Annotated in this window: 18 protein-coding genes; 16 read left to right on the top strand and 2 right to left on the bottom strand. The window is 68.3% G+C overall.

Features of this window, described 5'->3' with window-relative positions:
• The first annotated feature begins 6 nt into the window (after positions 1 to 6).
• The 13 genes from EJB06_RS21755 (at position 7) to EJB06_RS21700 (ending at position 16,664) form a co-directional block, all read left to right on the top strand.
• The gene (locus EJB06_RS21755) at positions 7 to 879 is read left to right on the top strand and encodes an outer envelope protein (protein ID WP_126076113.1); all 873 of its coding nucleotides are present in this window, start codon (positions 7 to 9) and stop codon (positions 877 to 879) included.
• Between the two features lie 76 nt (positions 880 to 955).
• Complete coding sequence (gene yfcF / locus EJB06_RS21750) at positions 956 to 1,579, top strand: glutathione transferase (protein ID WP_126076112.1); 624 nt, start codon at positions 956 to 958, stop codon at positions 1,577 to 1,579.
• 119 nt (positions 1,580 to 1,698) lie between these two features.
• Positions 1,699 to 2,187, top strand: a complete 489-nt coding sequence (locus tag EJB06_RS21745; RefSeq protein ID WP_126076111.1) for a hypothetical protein — start codon at positions 1,699 to 1,701, stop codon at positions 2,185 to 2,187.
• A gap of 224 nt (positions 2,188 to 2,411) precedes the next feature.
• On the top strand, positions 2,412 to 3,692 hold the full coding sequence (locus tag EJB06_RS32265) for an ABC transporter substrate-binding protein (protein WP_198420886.1): 1,281 nt from the start codon (positions 2,412 to 2,414) through the stop codon (positions 3,690 to 3,692).
• A 3-nt stretch (positions 3,693 to 3,695) separates the two neighbouring features.
• The gene (locus tag EJB06_RS32260) at positions 3,696 to 4,568 is read left to right on the top strand and encodes a carbohydrate ABC transporter permease (RefSeq protein ID WP_198420885.1); all 873 of its coding nucleotides are present in this window, start codon (positions 3,696 to 3,698) and stop codon (positions 4,566 to 4,568) included.
• Positions 4,565 to 5,428 carry a carbohydrate ABC transporter permease gene (locus tag EJB06_RS21735; RefSeq protein ID WP_126076110.1) on the top strand — a complete coding sequence of 288 codons (864 nt, stop codon included), beginning with the start codon at positions 4,565 to 4,567 and terminating at the stop codon, positions 5,426 to 5,428. The genes EJB06_RS32260 and EJB06_RS21735 overlap by 4 nt, the downstream gene beginning before the upstream one ends.
• A gap of 3 nt (positions 5,429 to 5,431) precedes the next feature.
• Complete coding sequence (locus tag EJB06_RS21730; RefSeq protein ID WP_126076109.1) at positions 5,432 to 6,499, top strand: ABC transporter ATP-binding protein; 1,068 nt, start codon at positions 5,432 to 5,434, stop codon at positions 6,497 to 6,499.
• Between the two features lie 92 nt (positions 6,500 to 6,591).
• Positions 6,592 to 7,614, top strand: a complete 1,023-nt coding sequence (locus tag EJB06_RS21725) for a LacI family DNA-binding transcriptional regulator (RefSeq protein WP_126076108.1) — start codon at positions 6,592 to 6,594, stop codon at positions 7,612 to 7,614.
• Positions 7,615 to 7,799: 185 nt separating this feature from the next.
• Positions 7,800 to 10,286 carry a glycoside hydrolase family 3 protein gene (locus EJB06_RS21720; RefSeq protein WP_126076107.1) on the top strand — a complete coding sequence of 829 codons (2,487 nt, stop codon included), beginning with the start codon at positions 7,800 to 7,802 and terminating at the stop codon, positions 10,284 to 10,286.
• A gap of 271 nt (positions 10,287 to 10,557) precedes the next feature.
• Positions 10,558 to 11,850 (top strand): sugar MFS transporter, encoded by a 1,293-nt coding sequence (locus EJB06_RS21715; RefSeq protein ID WP_126076106.1) that lies wholly within the window; start codon positions 10,558 to 10,560, stop codon positions 11,848 to 11,850.
• Between the two features lie 150 nt (positions 11,851 to 12,000).
• Positions 12,001 to 12,657 carry a DUF4142 domain-containing protein gene (locus EJB06_RS21710; RefSeq protein ID WP_229427205.1) on the top strand — a complete coding sequence of 219 codons (657 nt, stop codon included), beginning with the start codon at positions 12,001 to 12,003 and terminating at the stop codon, positions 12,655 to 12,657.
• A gap of 108 nt (positions 12,658 to 12,765) precedes the next feature.
• On the top strand, positions 12,766 to 13,716 hold the full coding sequence (locus EJB06_RS21705) for an AEC family transporter (protein ID WP_126076105.1): 951 nt from the start codon (positions 12,766 to 12,768) through the stop codon (positions 13,714 to 13,716).
• Positions 13,717 to 13,811: 95 nt separating this feature from the next.
• Entirely contained in the window at positions 13,812 to 16,664 is a 2,853-nt protein-coding gene (locus EJB06_RS21700) for a sensor domain-containing diguanylate cyclase (RefSeq protein WP_126076198.1), read from the top strand.
• Here EJB06_RS21700 and EJB06_RS21695 read toward each other — a convergent pair whose 3' ends face one another.
• Both EJB06_RS21695 and EJB06_RS21690 read right to left on the bottom strand, forming a co-directional pair.
• Positions 16,665 to 17,282 (bottom strand): FMN-binding negative transcriptional regulator, encoded by a 618-nt coding sequence (locus tag EJB06_RS21695; RefSeq protein ID WP_126076104.1) that lies wholly within the window; start codon positions 17,280 to 17,282, stop codon positions 16,665 to 16,667.
• Position 17,283: 1 nt separating this feature from the next.
• Positions 17,284 to 17,748, bottom strand: a complete 465-nt coding sequence (locus EJB06_RS21690) for an OsmC family protein (protein ID WP_126076103.1) — start codon at positions 17,746 to 17,748, stop codon at positions 17,284 to 17,286.
• Between the two features lie 167 nt (positions 17,749 to 17,915).
• Between EJB06_RS21690 and pdxR the strand changes: the two genes are divergently transcribed.
• The 3 genes from pdxR to mnmC1 are packed head-to-tail and all read left to right on the top strand — an operon-like array spanning position 17,916 to position 21,633.
• The gene (pdxR, locus tag EJB06_RS21685) at positions 17,916 to 19,409 is read left to right on the top strand and encodes a MocR-like pyridoxine biosynthesis transcription factor PdxR (protein WP_126076102.1); all 1,494 of its coding nucleotides are present in this window, start codon (positions 17,916 to 17,918) and stop codon (positions 19,407 to 19,409) included.
• 14 nt (positions 19,410 to 19,423) lie between these two features.
• Complete coding sequence (locus EJB06_RS21680) at positions 19,424 to 19,996, top strand: DNA-3-methyladenine glycosylase I (RefSeq protein ID WP_126076197.1); 573 nt, start codon at positions 19,424 to 19,426, stop codon at positions 19,994 to 19,996.
• Positions 19,993 to 21,633, top strand: a complete 1,641-nt coding sequence (gene mnmC1, locus EJB06_RS21675; RefSeq protein ID WP_126076101.1) for an FAD-dependent 5-carboxymethylaminomethyl-2-thiouridine(34) oxidoreductase MnmC1 — start codon at positions 19,993 to 19,995, stop codon at positions 21,631 to 21,633. Before EJB06_RS21680 ends, mnmC1 begins: the two co-directional genes overlap by 4 nt.
• The last annotated feature ends 81 nt before the right edge of the window (positions 21,634 to 21,714 follow it).

The raw sequence follows: 21,714 nt of genomic DNA, 5'->3' as shown, positions 1-21,714 counted from the left end.
GTCACCATGACCGCAACCACCGTGCGCCGCCTGCCCGCGGCCTGCTTCCTCGCCGCCGCCAGCCTGGCCGGCGGCCTTGTCCAGGCGGCCGAATGGAGCGACACCGCGATCAGCTGGCGCACCGGCGAGCGCTATCGCGAGCCGTTCAACAGCCAGAACATCGGCAAGCACATCTTCGCGCTGACGCATGCCAGCGGCTACCAGTACGGCAGCAATTTCTTCAATGTCGACATGCTCATCTCGGACAGCAAGGACCCGGCCTCGCTCAACCAGACCGACGGCGCCCAGGAAGCCTATGTGGTCTACCGCCACACGCTCGATATCGGCAGGCTGCGCGGCGCCCCGGTCAAGTTCGGCCCGGTCAGCGGGCTCGGTGTGACCCTGGGCTTCGACTGGAACACCAAGAACGACGTCGGCTACAACTCGCGCAAGCAGATGCTGGTGGCCGGCCCGACCCTGATGTGGGACGTGCCGGGCTTCCTTTCGACCAGCCTCCTGCTGTTACGCGAGAGCAATGCGCCGAGCGGCGCCTTTCCGCCGATTTCCAACGTGCGCGGACGCACCACCTACGACCTGCATCCCATGCTCAGCACCAGCTGGGGCATCCCGGTCGGCCGGCTGTGGGCCTTCGAAGGCTTCGCCAACCTGATCGCCTCCAAGGGCAAGAGCGAAACCGGGGCGGACACCGGCGCCGAAACGAATATCGACATGCAGCTCATGTTCGATGCCGGCGCCGCCATGGGCTACAAGAAGCGCACCTTCCGCGTCGGCCTCGAATACCAGTACTGGAACAACAAATTCGGCAATACCTCGGCCACCACCGGCGGGCGCGGCTACCGCGCCAAGACCCCGATGCTGAGGGTGGCCTACCACTTCTGAGGGGGCGGCAGCAACCTTGCAGGTTCTGCTATAAGATGAGCGGCTGACTTTCAACCCCATCGCGCCGGAGCCCGCCATGCAAGAACTGACCCTGTACGTCGACAGCCGTTTCACCAGCCCGTGGGCGCTGTCGGCCTTCCAGGCCCTGACCGAGAAAAAGCTGCCATTCACCTTGCGCACGCTCGACCTGGACCAGGGCGAGCAGCGGCAAGCCCCGTTTCGCGACCTCGGCCTGACCGCACGCGTGCCGCTGCTGGTGCAGGGCGAGCTGGCCCTGGCCGAGTCGAGCGCCATCGTCGAGTATCTGGAAGAAGCTTTTCCGCCGCCGGCCTACGCGGCCGTGCTGCCGTCCGGGGTGCAGGAGCGCGCCCGCGCGCGCCAGGTCATGGCCTGGTTGCGCAGCGACCTGATGGCCCTGCGCGCCGAGCGCTCGACCGAGGTGGTGTTTTATGCGCCGCTGAGCACGCCGCTGACGGCGGCCGGGCAAGCCGCCGCCGAGCGCCTGATCGGGATTGCGGAGCGGCTGGTGACGGGGGAGCATCTGTTCGGGCAATGGTGCATCGCCGACACCGAACTGGCGCTGATGCTCAACCGCCTGATCTTGAACGGCGACCCGGTGCCGGAACGCCTCAAAACCTGGTGCGCGGCGCAGTGGCAGCGCGACAGCGTGCGCCAGTGGATCGCCAGATCGCGCGGCTAGGAGGGCGCCGGGCAGAGTGAACCCGGGAACTCGGCGCCAAGGATTGCGCTGGAATCCAACGGGCTGTATATTGTTGCCGAAAGGGAGCAGCAATGGAAGAGCGACGCAAGAATCATGCAATGGCCGCGACGGTGGAGAAGGCAATCCTTCTCAAGGACACCGTATCGGTACACCAAGCCGCAATTTACCTGGCCTCGGGCGGCGTGCCGCTCGACGTGACCGGGCGCGTCCTCACGACCCCGTACCGGCGCGGCATGGTGCGCTCCGGGATCAGCGACGAGGCCTATACCAGCCTGCCCGCCACGCCCGTGCCCGCGCCAGCGGCGCCAGCGCAGGCGGTACGCGCGCCGGCGGCGCCGGCAGCCGCTCCCGCCGCCGCTGCCACACCGATAGCCGCTCCCGCAGCCGCACCAGCACCCGCAGCCGCACCAGCACCCGCAGCGGTCCCGGCGGCGCAGGCGGCCGCCCCGGCGCTGCCGCAGCCCTTGCGCGACGCCGACGCCGAAACGGAGCTGGTCACGGTGCCCCTGATGGTGCCCGGCGCGCCGCCGGCGGCCCCGTCGTCCTGGCGCGATATCATCCATTCGGCCGGTCCGACCTTCCGCTAGAGGCCGGGCGAGCCGCCATGCGCGCACTCGGCTGTTGCAAAACGTTAACAAGCGGCCGCTGCGGCGCCGTCTTTTTCAGCCATCCGCGCCGGCTTTTCGGCGCGGTGTTATTTCGTTGACACTGAAAAACGATGGGTGTTATATTCGTGTGCCCGCGATGGTAACGTTTCCAATCTGGCGTTATCCCGGCCCAGCGGACGCAGATCCGCACACAAGGAGACAGGATGCACACAGCACACAAGCTGGCGCTGGCGGCGGCGCTGGCGCTGGGCGCCTGCGCCACGGCGCACGCGGCCGGACCCGGGGCCAGCGCGCCTCGGGCTAGCGCGCCCCGGGCTAGCGCGCCTCGGGCCGAAGTGATTCACTGGTGGACCTCGGGCGGCGAATCGGCCGCCGTCAAGACCATCGCCGACGCCTACCGCGCGGCCGGCGGGGTCTGGGTCGATACCGCCGTCGCCGGCAACGAGCAGGCGCGCGCGGTGGCGGTCAACCGCATCGTCGGCGGCAATGCGCCAGCCGCCGCCCAGTTCAACGCCTCCATGCAGTTCCTCGACATCGTCGAACAGGGCATGCTCAATAACGTCGACGAGATCGCCGCCAGGGAGCGCTGGGACACGACCCTGCCGGCCCCGATCCGCGACGTCATCAAGGTCAAGGGCCATTACTACGCGGTGCCGCTGAACGTGCACATGCCGACCTGGATCTGGTATTCGAAGGCGGCCTTCGCCAAAGCCGGCATCGCCAAGGAGCCGGCCACCATGGACGAGCTGTTCGCCGCGCTCGACAAGCTGAAAGCCGCCGGCCTGATTCCGCTGGCGCACGGCGGCCAGTCGTGGCAGGAGAACATCGTCTTCATGGCGGTGCTGGCCAACGTGGGCGGCAAGGAGCTGTACCTGAGCGTGTTCCGCGACGGCGACCAGCGCGCCATCGCTTCCGCCCAGTTCAGGCAGGTGCTGCTCGCCTTCAAGCGCCTCAAGTCGTATGTCGATCCCGGTTCGCCCGGCCGCAACTGGAACGACGCCACCGCGCTCCTGGTGAACAACAAGGCCGGCGTGCAGATCATGGGCGACTGGGTCAAGGGCGACCTCCATGCCGCCCGGCTCACCGCCGGCAAGGAATACGGCTGCATTACCGGCTTCGGCCCCAGGGCGCCGTTCCTGATCCAGGGCGACGCCTTCATCTTCCCCAAGAGCGCCAACGCCGATACGCTCAAGGCGCAACAACTGCTGGCCGGCGTGATGACCGCGCCCGCTACCCTGGCCGCTTTCAACCGGGTCAAGGGCTCGCTGCCGGTGCGCACCGATGCGGACGCGTCCGCGCTGGACGCCTGCACCCAGGCCGCGCTGGCGGTGATGAAAGACCGCACGCGCCACGTCGGCAACGGCGAGGTGTACCTTACGCCCGACCAGAACGGCGCGCTGGTCGATGTCCTGACCGCCTACTGGAACACCGCCATGCCGGTCGAAAAGGCGCAGAAGAACATCGCCGCCGCCTTGAAGCGCTGAGCCATGCGCCACCCATTGCGCAAGGCCACTCCCTTCGCCGCGCTGCTGCCGATGGCGCTCACCGTCATCGTCGGCTACCTCGGCACGGTGCTCTGGTCGATCTGGATTTCGCTGACCAACTCGCGCAGCTTCCCGTCCGATACCCTGGTCGGCATGGCGCAGTACACGCGCCTGTTCGAGAACGAGCGCTGGCTGCTCTCGCTGCACAACCTGGCGCTGTACGGCGTGCTGTTCATCGGCGCCTGCCTGGTGATCGGCTTTCTGCTGGCCGTGTTCATCGACCAGAACGTCACAGGCGAAGGCGTGCTGCGCACCGTCTTCCTGTACCCGTACGCGATGTCGTTCGTGGCCACCGGCCTGGTTTGGCAGTGGATGCTCACGCCCGGCAACGGCATCGAGCAGGCGGCGCACCAGCTCGGATTCCCGGACTTTAGCTTCGACTGGATCGTCGACCAGGACATGGTCATGTACACCATCGTCATCGCCACCGTGTGGCAGGCCTCCGGCCTGGTGATGGCGATGATGCTGGCCGGCCTGCGCGGCATCGACAGCGAAATCTGGAAGGCCGCGCGGCTCGACGGCATTCCCGCCTGGCGCGTGTACCTGTCGATCGTACTGCCGATGATGTGGCCGACCATCGCCACCGTCCTGCTGCTGCTGGCCACCGCCGTGGTCAAGCTGTTCGACGCGGTGGTGGCCATGACCGGCGGCGGCCCGGGCACGGCCAGCGACGTGCCGGCCCGCTTCATCATGGACCACCTGTTCGGGCGCGCCAACATCGCCCTGGCCTCGGCCGGCGCGGTGGTGCTGCTGGTGCCGGTGCTGGCCATGCTGGCGCCGTACGCCTATGCGCGCAGCCGCAAGGGGCGCGCATGAAGCGCCGCGCTCACTTCAATCCGGCGCGCATCGGCATCTACGCCTTCCTGCTGACCGCCGCGCTGTTCTTCCTGCTGCCGCTGTACGTGATGCTGGTCACCTCGGTCAAGCCGATGGAGGAAATCCGGCTCGGGAACATCTTCGCGCTGCCGCTGCAGCTCACCTTCGCGCCGTGGCGCGACGCCTGGAGCGGCGCCTGCACCGGCGCCTCGTGCGAGGGCATTCGCGGCGGCTTCTGGAATTCGGTCGCGATCACGGTGCCGAGCACGGTCCTGCCGATCCTGATCGGCGCCATCAACGGCTACGCGCTGTCGTTCTGGAAGCCGCGCGGCGCGCAGCTGCTGTTCGGGGTGCTGATGGTGGGCGCCTTCATTCCGCTGCAGGTGATGATCTATCCGCTGGTGCGGGTGCTGGGCACCTTCGGCGTGTTCGGCTCCCTGCCGGGCATCGTGCTGGTGCACATGATCTTCGCCATGCCGGTCATGACCTTGCTGTTCCGGAACTACTATGCGGGCGTGCCGCACGAACTGTTCCAGGCCGCGCGCATCGACGGCGGCGGCTTCTTTCGCATCTTCGCCCACGTGATGCTGCCGATGTCGCTGCCGATCATCGTGGTCGCGGCCATCATGCAGGTCACCGGGGTATGGAACGACTACATCCTGGGACTGGTGTTCGCGGGGCGCGACAACGCGCCGATGACGGTGCAGCTCAATAACGTGATCAACACCACCACCGGCACGCGCCTGTACAACGTCAACATGGCCGCCACCATCCTCACATCGCTGGTGCCGCTGGCGATCTATTTCATTTCTGGCCGCTGGTTCGTGCGCGGGATCGCCGCCGGCGCGGTAAAAGGGTAATTCATGTCGAATGTCTGTGTCCGCAAGCTGTGCATCACCCTCGGTGGCAACGAGATCATCAAGGACCTCGACCTGGCGGTGGAGGAGGGCGAATTCCTGGTGCTGCTGGGGCCTTCCGGCTGCGGCAAGTCGACCCTGTTGCACAGCATCGCCGGCCTGATCGACGCCAGCGCCGGCACGGTCCACATCGGCGGCGAAGACATGACCTTCGCCGACCCCAGCGAGCGCCATATCGGCATGGTGTTCCAGTCGTACGCCCTGTATCCGACCATGACGGTGGAAAAGAACATGTCCTTCGGGCTGCGCATCAACGGCACGCCCAAGGCGGAGATCGCGCGCCGCGTCGCGCGCGCCGCCGCCATGCTGCACCTGGAGCCGCTGCTCTCGCGCAAGCCGGCGCAGCTCTCGGGCGGACAGCGCCAGCGCGTGGCGATCGGGCGCGCATTGGTGCGCGAAGCGGACGTGTTCCTGTTCGACGAGCCGCTCTCGAACCTGGACGCCAAGCTGCGCGCCGAACTGCGGCGCGAACTCAAGCTGCTGCACCAGGAACTGCGTTCGACCATGATCTACGTGACCCACGACCAGGTCGAGGCGATGACCCTGGCCACCCGCATCGTGGTCATGCGGGCCGGTAAGGTCCAGCAGATCGGCACTCCGGGCGATGTGTACGAGCGGCCCGCCAACCTGTTCGTGGCGGGCTTTCTGGGCGCGCCCTCGATGAACTTCATCGAGGGCGCGATCGACGCCGACGGCTGCTTTGCCGGCAACGGCTTCCGGCTGGAAGGGGGCGCCGCCGGCGCGGCGCCCGGCCAGGCGCTGGTGCTGGGCATCCGTCCCGAGCATATCCGCATCGGCGAGGACGGCGCGCTCGAAGGCACGGTGGCGCTGGTCGAACCGATGGGCAACCACCAGATCGTGTGGATCGCCAGCGCCGGCCAGCAGCTCTCGGCCATCGTCAACGATACGCGCGCGTTCGCGTTCGGCCAGAGCGTGCGCTTTGCGGTCGACGCGGCGCGCGTATCGCTGTTCGACAAGGCCAGCGAACAGCGCCTGCCGGCGCCGCACCGATAATTGGACTGGAAAGGCGGACGCGGGCCATGCATAATTCGCCGTTTGCGGTATGCTTGCGCCGTATTTACTAACCTGACCGATCGAAGGACGCCGTGGCCAATATCAAAGACGTAGCACGCCTTGCCGGTGTCGGCCTGGGAACCGCGTCGCGCGTGGTCAGCGGCAAGGGCTCGGTGTCGCCGGCGACGCTCGAACGGGTCAAGAAAGCCATCGCCGAACTCGATTTCCGGCCCTCGCACGCGGCGCGCTCGCTGCTGTCGGGCACCTCGCAGATGATCGGCGTGTACATCCCGGTCCTGAAGGGCACCTTCTACACCCCCATCCTGCAGTCGATCGACATGGCGCTGCGCGCCGCCGGCCTGCACATGGTGGTGGCGTTCGGGGTCGGCTCGGGCGATGCGCGGCGCCAGGCCATCGAAGGCATCGGCTTCCTGATGGAGCGCGGCTGCGACGGCCTGATCCTGCTGACCAACCACCTGTCCGACGACGACATCGCCGCGCTCGGACCCAAGCAATCGCGCGTGGTGGTGCTGGGCCACCGCTTTGCAAGCATTCCCGAGCAGTGCTTCACGGCCGACCATACCCAGGGCGGCATCGCGGCGGCGCGCGCGCTGCTGGAACACCGCCACCGCAAGATCGCCGTGATTGCCGGCCCATCGACCTCGCCCGACAACGTCGAGCGCATCGCCGGCTTCATGGGCGAGCTGGAGCGCAACGGCATCGACACCGGCAAGATGTGGGTGGCCGAGAGCGACTTTTCGCCGCAGGGCGGGTGGGACGCGGCGGCCGAACTGGTGGCGTCCGGGCACAAGTTCACGGCACTGTTTTGCGCCAACGACGAAATGGCGGTCGGCGCGCTGTCGTACTTCCAGGACGTCGGGCTGTCGGTGCCGGGCGATGTGTCGGTGCTCGGTTACGACGATACGCCGAGCGCGCAGTTTTCGGCGCCGCGCCTGACGTCGGTCCACATTCCCTGGCGCGACGTGACCCTGAACGGGCTCAATGCGCTGCTCAACCGCTGCTACGGCAGCGCGCATCCGGTCGTGCGCGAGTATCCGGTCAGCGTGACCGTGCGCGCCTCGCTGGGCAAGCCGCTCAAACGGCGCGCGGAGTAGGGACCGGGCGGCGCCGTCGCCGGCCATCCGGCGCGCTCATTTACGCAATCTTATGATTGACAAAATTGCTTCATCATCGCACTATTGATCTTCGGTTGGGAGCGTTTCCAACTTGTGGCAGCAGCAGAACGGACCCTGGCACCGGCTTGCGCCGGCAGGCATTTCCACTTTTTCGCACCGATACCATGATCAAGCATTCCTGTCTTATCGCAGCCGTCGCGCTGCTGCACGCCAGCCACGCCGGCGCCGCTCCCCAATCCCTGAGCGACTGGCCGCGCGTGCGCAGCGCCGTCGCCCCGGACGCCGCGCTCGAAGCGAAAGTCGCCAGCATCGTGGCCGGCATGACGCTGGCGCAAAAAGTCGGGCAGATGACCCAGCCCGAGATCAAGGCCATCACGCCCGACCAGGTGCGCGAGTTCTACATCGGCTCCGTGCTCAACGGCGGCGGCAGCTGGCCGAACGGGAACAAGTACGCCAGCCCGGCCGACTGGGTCGCGCTGGCCGATCGATTCTACGACGCCTCGATGAGCACGGACATGCTGGTCAAGGTGCCGGTCATCTGGGGCATCGACGCCATGCACGGCAACAGCAACGTCTACGGCGCCACCCTGTTCCCGCACAATATCGGCCTGGGCGCGGCACACAACAAGAAGCTGGCGCGGCAGATGGGCGAGACGGTCGGCAAGGCGGTGCGCGCGACCGGCATCAACTGGGTATTCGCGCCGACCGTGGCGGTCACGCGCGACGATCGCTGGGGCCGCACCTACGAGAGCTTTTCGGAAGATCCGGCGCTGGTGAACAGCTACGCCGCCGAATACGTGCGCGGCATGCAGGGTACATTCCGCGACGACGCCAACGTCGTCGCCACCGCCAAGCACTTCATCGGCGACGGCGGCACCGACCAGGGCAAGGACCAGGGCGTCACCCGGGCCACCCCCGCGCAGATGATGAACATCCACGGCGCCGGCTACTACAGCGCCCTGGAGGCAGGCGCGCAGACGGTCATGGCCTCGTTTAACAGCTGGGTCGATGTCTCGACCGGCACCGACCACGGCAAGGTGCACGGCAGTAAAGTGCTGCTGACCGATATCCTCAAGACCAGGATGGGCTTCGACGGCCTGGTGGTGAGCGACTGGGACGGCATCGGCCAGGTCAAGGGCTGCCGCAACGACAGCTGCGCCCAGGCGATCAATGCCGGCATCGACATGGTGATGGTGCCGAACGACTGGAAGGGCTTCATCGCCAACACCATCAGGCAGGTCGAGGCGGGCGAGATTCCGATGGCGCGCATCGACGATGCGGTCACCCGCATCCTGCGCGTGAAGCTGCGCGCCGGCCTGTTCGGACAAAAGCCGTCGGCCGGCAAATACGCCGGCAAGCCGGAAGCGCTGCAGGCGCGCGCGCTGGCGCGCCAGATGGTGCGCGAGTCGCTGGTGCTGCTCAAGAACGACGGCGGCGTGCTGCCGCTACAGCGCGGCAAGAAGATCCTGGTGGTCGGCAAGAGCGCCGACGACCTGTCGCTGCAAACCGGCGGCTGGTCGCTGACCTGGCAGGGCACCGACAACAAGAACAGCGACTTCCCGAACGGCGACACCATCCTGGCCGGCATCAGGCAAGCCGCCGGCGCCGCCAACGTCACGTACAGCGCCGGCGCCGAGGGCGTCGACGTGGCGGCCTTCGACACGGTGGTGGCGGTGATCGGCGAAACCCCGTACGCCGAGTTCGGCGGCGACATCGGCCCGGCCGGCACCCTGCGCCACAGCGGCCGCCATCCGGAAGACCTGGCGGTCCTGAAGGCCGTGGCCGGCAAGGGCAAGCCGGTGGTCACCGTGCTGGTAGCGGGCCGCGCGCTGTACACCAACGACCTGATGAATCTGTCGGACAGCTTTGTCGCCGCCTGGCTGCCCGGATCGGAGGGCAAGGGCGTGGCCGACGTGCTGTTCAAGGGCGCGCACGGCTTCAAGGGCAAGCTGTCGTTCTCGTGGCCGAAATCGGTCTGCCAGGCGACCGTCAACGTGGGCGACGCCGATTACGCGCCGCTGTTCAAGACCGGCTACGGCCTGACCTATGCCAGCAAGCGGAAGGTCGGCCAGCTCGACGCCAGCTACGCCGACGGCGGCTGCGGCGTGACCAATCTGTACCCGGTGTTCAACCAGTCGGACCGCGCCACCTGGCCGCTGTACGTGGTGGTGGGCGAGAAGCGCAGCGCGCTCGGCGCCGATTTGAACAATGCCTTCACCCAGCCGGGCGTCAAGGTCGAGACTTCGCAGGTGAACACCCAGCAGGATGCCAAGAACGTCACCTGGAGCGGCCCTGCGCGCCTCGAAGCCCACGGCGCCAGGGCGCTGGCCCTGCCGGCATTCGCCACCAGGGATGGCGCGCTGCAGTTCGATACCATCGTCGCCAGCGCGCCGGCCGGCAAGGTCACGGTGTCGATGGACGGCGCCGCGCTCGACCTGACGGCGGTGTTCAAGGCCCTGGTGGGCAAGGCCAGGCAGACCGTGAGGATTCCGCTGGCCTGCTTCACGGCCAGGGGCGCCGACCTGGCGAAGGTGCAGACGCCGTTCGCGGTCTCCAGCGACGCGGCCTTTAACGCGGCCTTTGCGAATATCGAAGTGGCCGGCGGCGCGGCGCTCGAGAAGGATGCCCTCAAGTGTGCGGACCTGAAGTGAGCGATCGCTCCGTCCCGACCGCGCGCCTGCGCCTGCAGGGCGGGTCGGGTATCATGCCGGCTGCGCGCCAGCGTCGCGCGTACGTACGCGGCCCGGCCGAACGGACCTGGTCCGCCTGCGGGCGGGAGCCGGTCCGCCGCGCCGCGGCCGGCGTTTCCGCGGCGCGGATACCCATGTATCCGGCCACGGAAAAGTCTCCCGCATTCTTCGGTGTATCGGCGATCTTGCCGGAACAGGCGGAAAGGAGGCTCGATCACCATTAAGGAGCAGCATGCAACACGTCTCGACCGCCAAGCCCGTGCCGCCAGCGCACGGTGCGCGGCAAGGCCATACCGGCCCCCTCATCATCATTACCATCCTGTTCTTCATGTGGGGTTTGCTGACCTCCATGAACGAAGTCCTGATTCCCCACCTGAAGTCGGTCTATGAACTGAGCTACCTGCAAGCGATGCTGGTGCAGTTCTGCTTCTTCGGCGCGTATTTCGTGGTCTCGCTGCCGGCCGGGATCCTGATCAAAAAGATCGGCTACCAGAAGGGCGCCGTGGCCGGGCTGGCGATCGCCGCCACCGGCTGCGCGATGTTCTATCCGGCGTCGACGTCCGTCTATGCGCTGTTCCTGCTGTCGCTGTTCGTGCTGGCGTCGGGCATCACGGTGCTGCAGGTGGCGGCCAATCCTTACGTGACGGTGCTGGGCGACCCGGCCACCGCATCGAGCCGGCTGACGCTCACCCAGGCCTTCAATTCGCTCGGGGCCACCGTGGCGCCGTATCTGGGCGCGCTGCTGATCCTGTCGGGCACGGTACTCGGTGCGGACGAGCTGAAAAAACTGCCGGCGGCCGGGCAGCTGGCGTACCGCGCGCAGGAAGCGGCCACCGTGCAAGTGCCTTACCTGGTGCTGGCGGCGGCCCTGCTGGCGCTGGCCGCGTTCTTCGCCATGGCGCGCCTGCCGGCGATTGGCGGCGACGACGCCGGCGACGACGTAGCCCACACCGACGGCAAGACCTCGGCCGCCGGCTACCGTCACCTGGTGCTGGGCGTGGTCGGGATCTTCCTGTATGTGGGGGCGGAGGTGAGCATCGGCAGCTTCCTGATCAACTTCATGGGCGAACCGCACATCGCCGGATTGCGCCCGGAAACCGCCGCCAAATACGTGACAGTCTACGGCGGCGGCGCGATGCTGGGCCGCTTCATCGGCTTTGCGGCGATGCGCCATGTCAGTCCGGGCAGGGCGCTGGCGTTCAACGCGGCCTGCTCGATCGCGCTGATCATGGTGGCGGTGTTCGGCACCGGCACGACGGCGATGTGGGCGATCCTGCTGGTCGGCCTGTGCAACTCGATCATGTTCCCGACCATTTTCAGCATGGCGCTGCACAAGCTGGGCAGGTTCACGGGCCAGGGGTCGAGCATCCTGTGCATGGCCATCGTCGGCGGCGCGCTGGTGCCGCTGGCGCAAAGCGTGCTGGCCGACGCGTTCGGCGTGCAACTGTCGTTCCTGGTGCCGGCGGCATGCTACCTGTTCATCATCTTCTACGGGCTCAAGTACGCGAAGATGTACCAGGGCTGACCGGGCATCGCCGCAGCCGGACAGCGCCGCTTGCCGGCGGTGTTTTCTTTTGCGCAGGCGGATTCGGTTGAACTTGCGGGGGCGGGATACGGTCCAAAAGAGACAGGTGCCCGCGCGCGGGCGCCACCCCAACCTCATCAGGAGATCGACATGTTCAACAATAAACGCGTAAAAGGATGGATCGGCATGTGCGCCGCCGCCGCGCTGTGTGCCAGCCTGGCTGTCCAGGCGCAGACCGGTACCGGAACGGGACAGACCGCAACCCAGGGTGCCAGCGGCCAGAGCGGCACACAAGGCAATACTGCCAGCGGCGGCACCGGCAGCATCGGCAGCGCGGACCGCAAGATCGTCGTCGACCTGGCCATGGCGAACATGTCCGAGATCGAAGCGGCGCGCACGGCGCAGACCAAAAGCCAGAACGACCAGGTCAAAAAATATGCCCAGCAAATGATCGACGACCATACCAAGGCGCTGGACGAGGTGCGGCAACTGGCGCAGGCCAAGGGCGTCACCCTGCCATCGACGCTGGAGCGCACGCACAAGGCCAGGGCCGACAAGCTGGCCGCGCTGTCGGGCGATGCCTTCGACCGCAGCTACATGGCGCAGGCCGGCGTGGCCGAGCACAAGAAAACCCATGCCATGCTGAGCAAGGCGCAGGGCCGCGCCAGGGATCCCGACATCAAGGCCCTGGTCACGCGCATGACGCCGACCGTGGAGCAGCACCTGAATGCGGCGAAAGAACTGCACGGCACCATGAGCAAGGCCAGCGGCAATGCGGGCACGGCGACGGAGAAGTCCGGCCAATAAAGCATTCGCCGATGCGCACGGCCGGCTAAGCCGGCACGGCAGGCTGCCGATGCCGGCGGCGGAAGGGACGCGGGCGCGCGCCGGACGGTCACGCTACAATGACCGTTCATGCTCGCCATCCTCGCCATTACCTTTCCCTTTTTCGCACTGGTCCTGTGCGGCTATCTGGCTGTGCGGCGCCATCTGCTGCCGCAACTGGCCATTCCGGGCCTGAACAGCTTCGTCCTGTACTTTGCCTTGCCGTGCCTGCTGTACCGTTTCGGTTCGACCACGCCGCTGACCCAGCTGCTCGACGCCGGGCTGTTCGGCGTCTACCTGCTGTGCGCGCTGGCGACGGTGGGCCTGGCCATGCTGCTCACCCTGCGCCGCGCCGGCTGGAACGATGGCGCCTTCGGGGCGCTGGTGGCGGCCTTTCCCAACACCGGCTTCATGGGCGTGCCGCTGCTGCTCGCCCTGCTCGGGCCGCGCTCCTCGGGGCCGGTGATCGTGGCGCTGGTGGTCGACCTGGTGATCACCACCTCGCTGTGCATCGCCCTGTCGCGCCTGGGCCCATCCGGCGCGCAGGGCAGTGCCGCCGCCCTGCGCAATGCCCTGGCCGGCATGCTGCGCAACCCGATGCCCTGGTCGATCCTGCTCGGCGCGCTGGCCTCCGGCATCGGCCTGGTGCTGCCCAAGCCGCTGATGAACACGATCAGCCTGCTCGCCGACGCCGCCTCGCCGGTGGCCCTGTTCACCATCGGCGCGGTATTGGCGCGCTCGCAGATGAACGCCAGCGGCGCTACCGCGCCCGCCGATTTCGTGCCGGTCGCCCTGATCAAGCTCGTCGTCCACCCGCTGCTGATGCTCGCCATCGGCCATGCCGCCATCGGGCTGGGCGTGCCCATCGACCCGGCCGCCCTGGCGGTGCTGGTGCTGGTCGCCTGCCTGCCCAGCGCCAGCAACGTGGCCCTGCTGACCGAGCGCTTCGGCGCCGACACGGGCCGGGTGGCGCGCATCATCCTGGTCTCGACCGCATTGTCCTTCCTGAGCTTTTCGGCGGCCGTGTCGTTGCTGATATGAAACATTTCTGACTTCTGCCGTCCTGTTTGTGAAATAATAACGGGCGTGTCCCATCGACGATGTGGCGGCAAATTCAGGGGTGTCGATTGCTAGAAATGTTTGCAGTGGAGCAGGAGCTGGCGCAACTGGAAGAGGAGCTTTCTTCCCAGTATGGTGTCGCGCGCCTGAAGCCGATGCTGGCGCTGGCCTGGCACCTGCGCCAGCGCGACCCTGCGCGCGCCCGCGTTCTGTCCTCCGACGCGGCGCCGCTCCTGATGCTGTTGCCCGAACCCGAACGCCGCCTGGAACTGGCGCGCTGCAGTCTGATCGACGGCGAAGCGGCTTGGCTGGACGGCCGGCTCGACGCCGCGCGCGCGCTGGCCGACGAGGCCTGGGCCGAATTCCACCGCCAGGACGACTCCATCGGCAGCGCCGACGCGCGCTGGCTGCGCGCCTGGATCGAGGTCGACCGGGGCAACGCCGCCGCCAGCGACGCCGAGCTGGCAGGCGCCGCGCACGATGTCTGGCGCGCCGGCGACCGCTTGCGCGCCGACGTGATCGACGCCGCCGCCGCCCTGTTCGCGGTCTTCCGCAACCTGCACTCGGCCAATGAACGCTGGGGCAAGCGCTTCGACCCCGCCGAAAAAGGCCTGCACCCGGCCGCCGCCGGCTGGATCAACGACTACCTCGGCACCGCCGCCTTCCAGTCCAGCGACTTCGGGCGCGCCATCGGCCTGTTGATGAACACCTTCGAAGCGGCGCTGGCCACCGGCCAGGTGCGGCGCGCGATCAACGTCGCCACCAACATCGGCAACGCCTTCACCAGCCTCAATGCGCACCACGCCGCGCTCGAGTGGATGCAGCGCGGGCTGGACCTGGCGCGTCCGACCGGCTGGCCGATGAGCATCGGCCTGGCCCTGATGCAGACCGCCGAAACCTTGCGCCAGCTGGGCCAGCGCGAAGCGGCGCTGGAACTGCTGCACGAAGCGCTGGCGACGCTGGCGCCCATGTCCGGCTCGCGCGCGTATGCCATCGCGCTCGAATACGAAGGCGACCTGGCGCTCGACGGCGGCGATTATCCGGCCGCGCTGGCCAGTTTTGCGCGCCTGGAAGCGCGCGGCGAAGCGCTGCACCAGGCCGACTTCCAGAGCGGCGCGCGGCGCGGCCAGGCGCATGCGCTGTCGCACATGAACCGCCCGCACGATGCGCTCGACAAGGCCGGCGCCGCGCTGGCGCTGGCGCGCGAGCACGGCGACGCCTACAACCAGATAGCCGCGCTCAAGGTGCTGGCCGAAATCCACGCGCGCCACCGCCTGCCCGGTCCCGCGGCCAGCGAGGTGCTTGCGCCCAGTCCGGCCCTGCATTACCTGCAGCAGGCGATGGCGGTGGCGGCCACCATCGACGGATACACGGTGCCGGGCGACCTGTACGACGCGGTGGCGCGCGAATACGCCAGCGTCGGCGACTATCCGCAAGCCTACGAAATCGCCCTGCGCGCCGGCGCCGCGCGCGACAAGACCCACAGCCAGGAGGCGACCAACCGCGCCGTCGCGATGCAGGTGCAGTACCAGACCGAACGCGCCAAGACCGAGGGCGAGCATCACCGCCAGCTGGCGGCCGCCGAAGCCAAGCGCGCCGAGGTGCTGCAGCAGACCAGCGCCACGCTCGAACACCTGTCGGCCATCGGCCAGGAGATCACCACCCACCTCGACGCCGCCGCCGTGTTCCGCGCGCTCGACCGCCATGTGCACGGCCTGCTCGACGCCACCCACTTTTCGATCTTCCTGATCGATCCGGACGGCAGTTCGCTGACCTGTGCCTTCGGGGTGGAGGCGGGCAAGGCGCTGCCGGCCACGCGCTATTCGCTCACCGACGAACTGGCCAATTCGGCGCGCTGCGTGCGCGAGCGGCGCGAAATCCTGCTCGACCTGAACGCCGATGACGACATGCCGAACCTGATCCCGGGCACGCTGCCGACACTGAGCCTGCTGTTTGCGCCGCTCCTGATCGGCGAACGGGTGCTGGGCGTGATGACGGTGCAGTCGCTGCAGGCCAGGGCCTACCGCGAAAGGGAGCGGCTGATTTTCCGCACCCTGTGCGCCTACGGCGCGATCGCCCTCGACAACGCCGGCGCCTACCTGCAGGTGGCGGCCACGCTCAAGGCCCTGAGCGCGACCCAGGCCCAGCTCGTGGAAAAGAACCTCGAACTCGAACGCGCCTACAAGGCGCTGGAAGACGTCAGCCTGACCGACCAGCTGACCGGCCTGCGCAACCGCCGCTTCTTCCTGCAGCATGTGGACGCCGACGTGGTCATGAGCCTGCGCGGCTACGACGACCCCTTGCGCAACGGCGTCGTCGAACGCGAGAACGCGCCGGGCAAGGACCTGGTGTTTTTCATGGTCGACCTGGACCACTTCAAGCAGGTCAACGACCTGCACGGCCATGCGGCGGGCGACGCGGTGCTGGTGCAGATGCAGGAGCGCCTGCGCGAAGTGTTCCGCGAATCGGATTACCTGATCCGCTGGGGCGGCGAAGAATTCCTGGTGCTGGCGCGCGCCACCCACCGCGACGACGCCAAGGTGGTGGCAGAGCGGATCCGCGAGGCGGTCGCCAACCGCGACTTCGTGCTGCCCGACGGGACGGCGCTGCGCAAGACCTGCTCGATCGGCTTCGCGTGTTTTCCGTTCTTGCCGGAAGAACCGCGCCTGCTGTCGTGGTCCGAAGTGGTGGAGCTGGCCGACCAGGGCCTGTACCTCGTCAAGCGCTCCGGGCGCAATGCCTGGGCCGGCATCTACAGCACGTCCGAGACGCGCCACGACAACCTGTTCCCGCGCCTGATCCACCAGCTGGAACAGGCCCTGAACGACGGCCAGGCGCGCCTGGTGACCAATATCGACGAGGTGCAGGTCGGCGCCGGCGCCAAGACGCGGCGCCTGGTGCTCTCGTCCGACAAAGTCACACCGCGCTAGTCAGGCGCCTTGCGCGCGGCGCCGCATCGTCTGCGCCATCGGCGCATCCATGGCCGCCAAGACCGTCTGCTGGTCGTTCTGCGAGCGGTTCTGGCCCACCTTCCATTTGCCGTGCATGCGCATGACCGGGATTTCGATCCCGACGATCGCGCGCACCAGGCGCTCGATGAAGCCGGGCGGGGCGTCCTCCAGCGACCAGGGCATCGCCTGCGCCGCTTCGTGGCGCGCGGTCAGGCGCGCGAGCAGGGCCAGGATCCAGGCCGGGTCTTCGATCGCGCGCAGCGGACCGTGCGCGTGCACCACCGCATAGTTATAGGTCGGGACCTCCTTGCCGTCGATCTTCTTGCCTTCGTACAGTGTGGGCGTGATATAGGCCGATGGCCCCTGGAACACCACCATCGTGTCCCCCTGGTGGCGCCACAGCGGATTGGCGCGCGCCACGTGGGCGCGCAGGATGCCGAACGGCGCATCGGCGCCGGCGGCGGCGATCTCGAACGGGATGTGGTTGGCGTCCAGGCCGGCGTCGCCGTGCGTGACGATGGTGCCGAGCGGGTGATCGTCGATCAGGCCGTGCAGCAGCGCCGGGCGCATCTCGTCGAAACAGGAAGGTCCGTACATCTTATGCGCTCCCTTCGACGATGACGTCGGCCTTGATCGAATTGGCGATGTAGCACTGCGCGTGGGCCGCGTGGTGCAGGGCGTCGAGCCCGGCGGCGTCGGGAGCGGTGCCGGCGGCGAAGCCGATGGCGGGGCGCAGCACGATGCGCGTCATCGCCATGCGGCCGTCCGCGTTGCTGCTCATGGTGCCGATGGCGTGATCGCGGTAGTCGTCGACCACGTGGCCGGCGCGCGCCGCCAGCGAGAGGAAGAACAGCATGTGGCAGCTCGACACGGCGGCGACCAGCGCTTCTTCCGGATCGACGGCGGCCGGGTCGGACATCGGCAGCGGCACCGACAGCGGCGACGACGAGGCGGGCACCTGCAGGCCGCCGTCGAAGCGCCATGCGTGGGCGCGGCTGTAACGGTTGTCCAGAAAAGGCTGCGCACCGCGCTGCCAGGCCAGTTGGGCTTCGAATTGCTGCATTTTTCCTCCAAGGGTTTCGGATAGCGGCAACGATCTTCGGGCCCGCCGCCTCCCGGCCGTTCCCGCCTGCGCGGGAACGGCGAACTAGCGGCCATCTTATGCGCCGCTTTGGCTTGCTCAAATATCCAATTGACGCGATTATGTGAAGACCAATTACCGGATCGCCCATGCTCGTCACCGACATTCTCTCCGCCTTGCCCCTCGTGCGCGGCACGCAAGACCCCCTGTTCCGCCAGCTCTACGCGCAGATCAAGGACGCCATCCTGCGCGGCACGCTCGGCGCCGGCATGCAGCTGCCGCCCACGCGCGAGCTGGCGCGCCTGCTGTCGGTCTCGCGCCAGACGGTGCTCAACGCCTACGACCAGCTCAGCGCCGAAGGCTACCTGCATGGCGCTGTCGGCAAGGGCACCTTCATCAGCGACCACCTGGCCCAGGCCGCGCCCGGCCCGCACGCCGCGCGGACCACGCAGACCACGCAGGCCCCGATGCGTCCCCTGTCCGCGCGCGGCGACGCCTACGCCGGCGCCATGGAAAGCGTCGGCTTCCATCAGGGGAAACTGCGCCCTTTTCGGGTCAGCATGCCTTCGCTCGACCTGTTCCCCTTCGATGTCTGGAGCCGCCTGGAAGGACGGCGCTGGCGCCACCCCGACTACCACATGGGCTACAGCGACCCGGCCGGCTACGCGCCTTTGCGCGAGCTGCTGTGCGTCTACCTGCGCGCCTCGCGCGGCGTGAACTGCACGCCCGAACAGGTGGTCATCACCTCCGGCTCGCAACAGGGCTTGTACCTGCTCTCCCAACTGCTGCTCGCGCCCGGCGACGAGGTCTGGATCGAGTCGCCCGGCTACCAGGGCGCCAGCGCACCGCTGTTCGCGGCCGGCGCCACCGTGCGCACGGTGCCGGTGACGGCCGACGGCATGGATGTCGCCTACGGCATCGCGAACTATCCCGGGGCCAGCATGGTGCTGGCCACGCCCTCGCACCAGCTGCCGCTGGGCGTGACCATGAGTTTGCAGCGCCGCCTCGAACTGCTGCGCTGGGCCGCCGCCAGGCGCGCCTGGATCATCGAGGACGACTACGACAGCGAATACCGTTACACCGGTCCGCCGCTGGCGTCCCTGCAAAGCCTGGACCGGGCCGGCTGCGTGCTGTACGTCGGCACCCTGTCGAAGGTGCTGTTCCCCGGCCTGCGCCTCGGCTACATCGTGGCGCCGCCGGCGCTGGTGGAACCGGTAGTGCGCGCCAAGGCGGTGATGGACCGCCACACGGCCATCGTGCCTCAGATGGTGCTGGCCGACTTCATGGCGGACGGCCATTTCGGGCGCCATATCCGGCGCACGCGCGAGGCCTACGGCGAGCGGCGCGTGGCGCTGCTGGACGCCATCGCATCGCGCCTGGGCGGGCAGGTGGCGGTCGGCCCGTCCGACGCCGGCCTCGATCTGGCGCTGCATTTCCTGCGCGGCCACGATGAAGCGACGGTGGTGGCGCGCGCGCTGGAGCAGGGCATCGAAACGCGTGCGCTGGCCTACTATGCCAACCGCATGGCCACGCCCGCGTGCGCCTTCGCCCCCGGCCTGCTGCTGGGGTTCTCGTCGCTGACGAGCGCGCAGATCAGGCACGGCGTCGAGGTGCTGGCGAAGGTGCTGAAAGCGCCGTCTTGAACTATACTCATGCGATGACCATTCAACGCTGCTCCTGGGCCAACCCGGCCAACCAACGCTATCTCGATTACCACGACCACGAGTGGGGCGTGCCTTGCCACGACGAGAACACGCTGTTCGAGATGCTCAATCTCGAAGGCGCGCAGGCGGGCCTGAGTTGGGAAACGATTCTGAACAAGCGCGCCAGCTACCGCCTCGCCTTCGACGGCTGGGATGCCGAAAAAATCGCCCGCTACGACGCCGCCAAGGTGGCCGAACTGCTGGCCAATCCGGGCATCGTGCGCAACAAGCTCAAAGTGGCCGCCGCCATCACCAACGCCCAGGCTTACCTGCGCCTGCGCGCCGAAGGCAGCTCGCTCGACGCCTACCTGTGGGCCTTCGTCGACGGCAAGCCGATCGTCAACCGCTACAGCGGCGACGAGCGTTCGCCGGCCAAGACCGAGCTGTCGGACCGGCTGTCGAAAGACCTGCTCAAACGCGGCTTCAAGTTCGTCGGCTCGACCATCGTGTACGCCTACATGCAGGGCATCGGCATGATCGACGACCATGCCGCCAACTGCTTCCGCCGCGGGCAAGCGGCGGCATGAACTGGCAGTCGGTCTGGGGCGAACGGACCCACTTCGTCATGTTCGATGCCGCCTACGGCGACGGCGCGGCCTTTCAAGAGACGCTGCACGCCTGGCGCAACGACCCGCAGCGGCCCGCGCGCCTGCACTACATCGCGCTGGCCGGCGACGCGCTGCCCGGCTACCGGCGCGTGCCGCAAGTCGAGGACGCGGTCACGCTCGACCTGCTCACGGCGCCGCTCGACGCCGCCCTCGAACAACTGACGGCGCGGCTGGACGCGATCCGGCTGCACCACGCCGGCGACGCCGGCACCCGCTTCGCGCACGCGCTGGGCAAACTGGCCGCGCCGGGCGCGCTGCTCGATGCCGAAGGCCTGTCGCACGCGCAGATGGCGACCCTGGCGCGCGCCGGCTTTGCCTGGGAGGCGGGCGCGCAGCGCGCCGTGTATGCCAGCCGCCGTCCGCAGCCCGAAGCGGCCGCCCCGCGCGCGCGCTACGCCATCGTGATCGGCGCCGGCCTGGCCGGCGCCGCCGCCTGCGAGCGCCTGTGCGCGCGCGGCTGGAAGGTGACGCTGATCGAACGCCATGCGCAGCCGGCGCGCGAAGCGTCCGGCAACCGGGCCGGCATCACCATGCCGCTGCTGTCGAAAGACGACAACCTCATGACGCGCCTGTCGCGCGCCGCCTTCCTGTACGCGCAAGCCTATTTCGAGCGCATCGGCGAGAACGGCATCGATAGCGACCGCTGCGGCGTGCTGCAACTGGCGCGCGACGGCGCCCACGCCGAGGTGCAGCGCGCCATCGCCGCGGCCCTGGCGTACCCGCCCGATTTTGCCGAGTGGCTGGAAGCGCCGGCAGCGAGCGGCCTGCTCGGCGCGCCCGCACCCGATGGCGCCTGGCTGTTCCGCCAGGGCGGCTGGATCCGTCCAGCCAGCGCCTGCGGCGCCATGCTGACCGCCTGCGGCGAAGCCCTGGTACGGCGCTTCGGCGCCGGCAGCGTGAGCCTGGAAAAACGCGGCGCCGACTGGTGCGCCGTCGACGCCGCCGGCGCCGTGCTGGCGCAAGCGCCGGTGGTGGTGCTGGCCAACGGCACCGGCGCGGCGGACATGCCGCTGGCGGCCGGCCTGCCTTTGTCCGCCGTGCGCGGCCAGGTTACCCACCTGGCCGAGGGCGCCGCGCCGGCGCTGCCCTTCGTGCTGTGCCGCGAAGCCTACCTGACGCCCGCCGTCGGCGGCCTGCACAGCCTGGGCGCCAGCTACGACGACGATGCCGACCCGGACCTGCGCCAGTCCAGCCAGGACCAAAACCTGGCCAGGATCCGCACCATGCTGGGCGATCCTGCGCTCGGGCGCGACGCGCCGCTGCTGGGGCGCGTCGGCTTTCGCTGCGTGGCGCCGGACCGCATGCCGCTGGTCGGCGCCTTGCCCGACCCGGAGGCGGCGGGCCGCATCGAGCGCCTGCGCGACGTGCCGCGCCACCAAGGGGTGTATGGCTTGCTGGGCTACGCTTCGCGCGGCCTGACCTGGGCCCCGCTGGCGGCCGAACTGCTGGCCGCGCAGCTGAACGGCGAGCCGCTGCCGCTCGAAGCGGACCTGGTGGCGGCCCTCGATCCGGCCCGTTTCCTGTTGCGCGAACGGCGCCGTGGCGAGGTAGGATAGCGAACCGGGTGGATTGTCATCCGGTTATAATTGATTTATGGCAATTATTCTGTAGCAACATCAACCGATGGCTGGAGCCGA

The sequence above is a fragment of the Massilia atriviolacea genome (assembly GCF_003953935.1).
Classification (GTDB): domain Bacteria; phylum Pseudomonadota; class Gammaproteobacteria; order Burkholderiales; family Burkholderiaceae_D; genus Telluria_A; species Telluria_A atriviolacea.
This window is presented reverse-complemented; position numbering and strand designations above follow the sequence as displayed.

What these genes read in the sequence shown, in the direction of transcription:
- EJB06_RS21745 (WP_126076111.1), top strand. Translation starts at nt 1,699, where the DNA reads ATGGCCGCGACGGTGGAGAAGGCAATCCTTCTCAAGGACACCGTATCG.
- EJB06_RS21695 (WP_126076104.1), bottom strand. Translation starts at nt 17,282, where the DNA reads ATGTACGGACCTTCCTGTTTCGACGAGATGCGCCCGGCGCTGCTGCAC.
- EJB06_RS21720 (WP_126076107.1), top strand. Translation starts at nt 7,800, where the DNA reads ATGATCAAGCATTCCTGTCTTATCGCAGCCGTCGCGCTGCTGCACGCC.
- EJB06_RS21730 (WP_126076109.1), top strand. Translation starts at nt 5,432, where the DNA reads ATGTCGAATGTCTGTGTCCGCAAGCTGTGCATCACCCTCGGTGGCAAC.
- EJB06_RS32265 (WP_198420886.1), top strand. Translation starts at nt 2,412, where the DNA reads ATGCACACAGCACACAAGCTGGCGCTGGCGGCGGCGCTGGCGCTGGGC.
- EJB06_RS21755 (WP_126076113.1), top strand. Translation starts at nt 7, where the DNA reads ATGACCGCAACCACCGTGCGCCGCCTGCCCGCGGCCTGCTTCCTCGCC.
- EJB06_RS21700 (WP_126076198.1), top strand. Translation starts at nt 13,812, where the DNA reads ATGTTTGCAGTGGAGCAGGAGCTGGCGCAACTGGAAGAGGAGCTTTCT.
- EJB06_RS21680 (WP_126076197.1), top strand. Translation starts at nt 19,424, where the DNA reads ATGACCATTCAACGCTGCTCCTGGGCCAACCCGGCCAACCAACGCTAT.
- EJB06_RS21715 (WP_126076106.1), top strand. Translation starts at nt 10,558, where the DNA reads ATGCAACACGTCTCGACCGCCAAGCCCGTGCCGCCAGCGCACGGTGCG.
- EJB06_RS21705 (WP_126076105.1), top strand. Translation starts at nt 12,766, where the DNA reads ATGCTCGCCATCCTCGCCATTACCTTTCCCTTTTTCGCACTGGTCCTG.
- mnmC1 (WP_126076101.1), top strand. Translation starts at nt 19,993, where the DNA reads ATGAACTGGCAGTCGGTCTGGGGCGAACGGACCCACTTCGTCATGTTC.
- EJB06_RS21735 (WP_126076110.1), top strand. Translation starts at nt 4,565, where the DNA reads ATGAAGCGCCGCGCTCACTTCAATCCGGCGCGCATCGGCATCTACGCC.
- yfcF (WP_126076112.1), top strand. Translation starts at nt 956, where the DNA reads ATGCAAGAACTGACCCTGTACGTCGACAGCCGTTTCACCAGCCCGTGG.
- pdxR (WP_126076102.1), top strand. Translation starts at nt 17,916, where the DNA reads ATGCTCGTCACCGACATTCTCTCCGCCTTGCCCCTCGTGCGCGGCACG.
- EJB06_RS21690 (WP_126076103.1), bottom strand. Translation starts at nt 17,748, where the DNA reads ATGCAGCAATTCGAAGCCCAACTGGCCTGGCAGCGCGGTGCGCAGCCT.
- EJB06_RS21710 (WP_229427205.1), top strand. Translation starts at nt 12,001, where the DNA reads ATGTTCAACAATAAACGCGTAAAAGGATGGATCGGCATGTGCGCCGCC.
- EJB06_RS32260 (WP_198420885.1), top strand. Translation starts at nt 3,696, where the DNA reads ATGCGCCACCCATTGCGCAAGGCCACTCCCTTCGCCGCGCTGCTGCCG.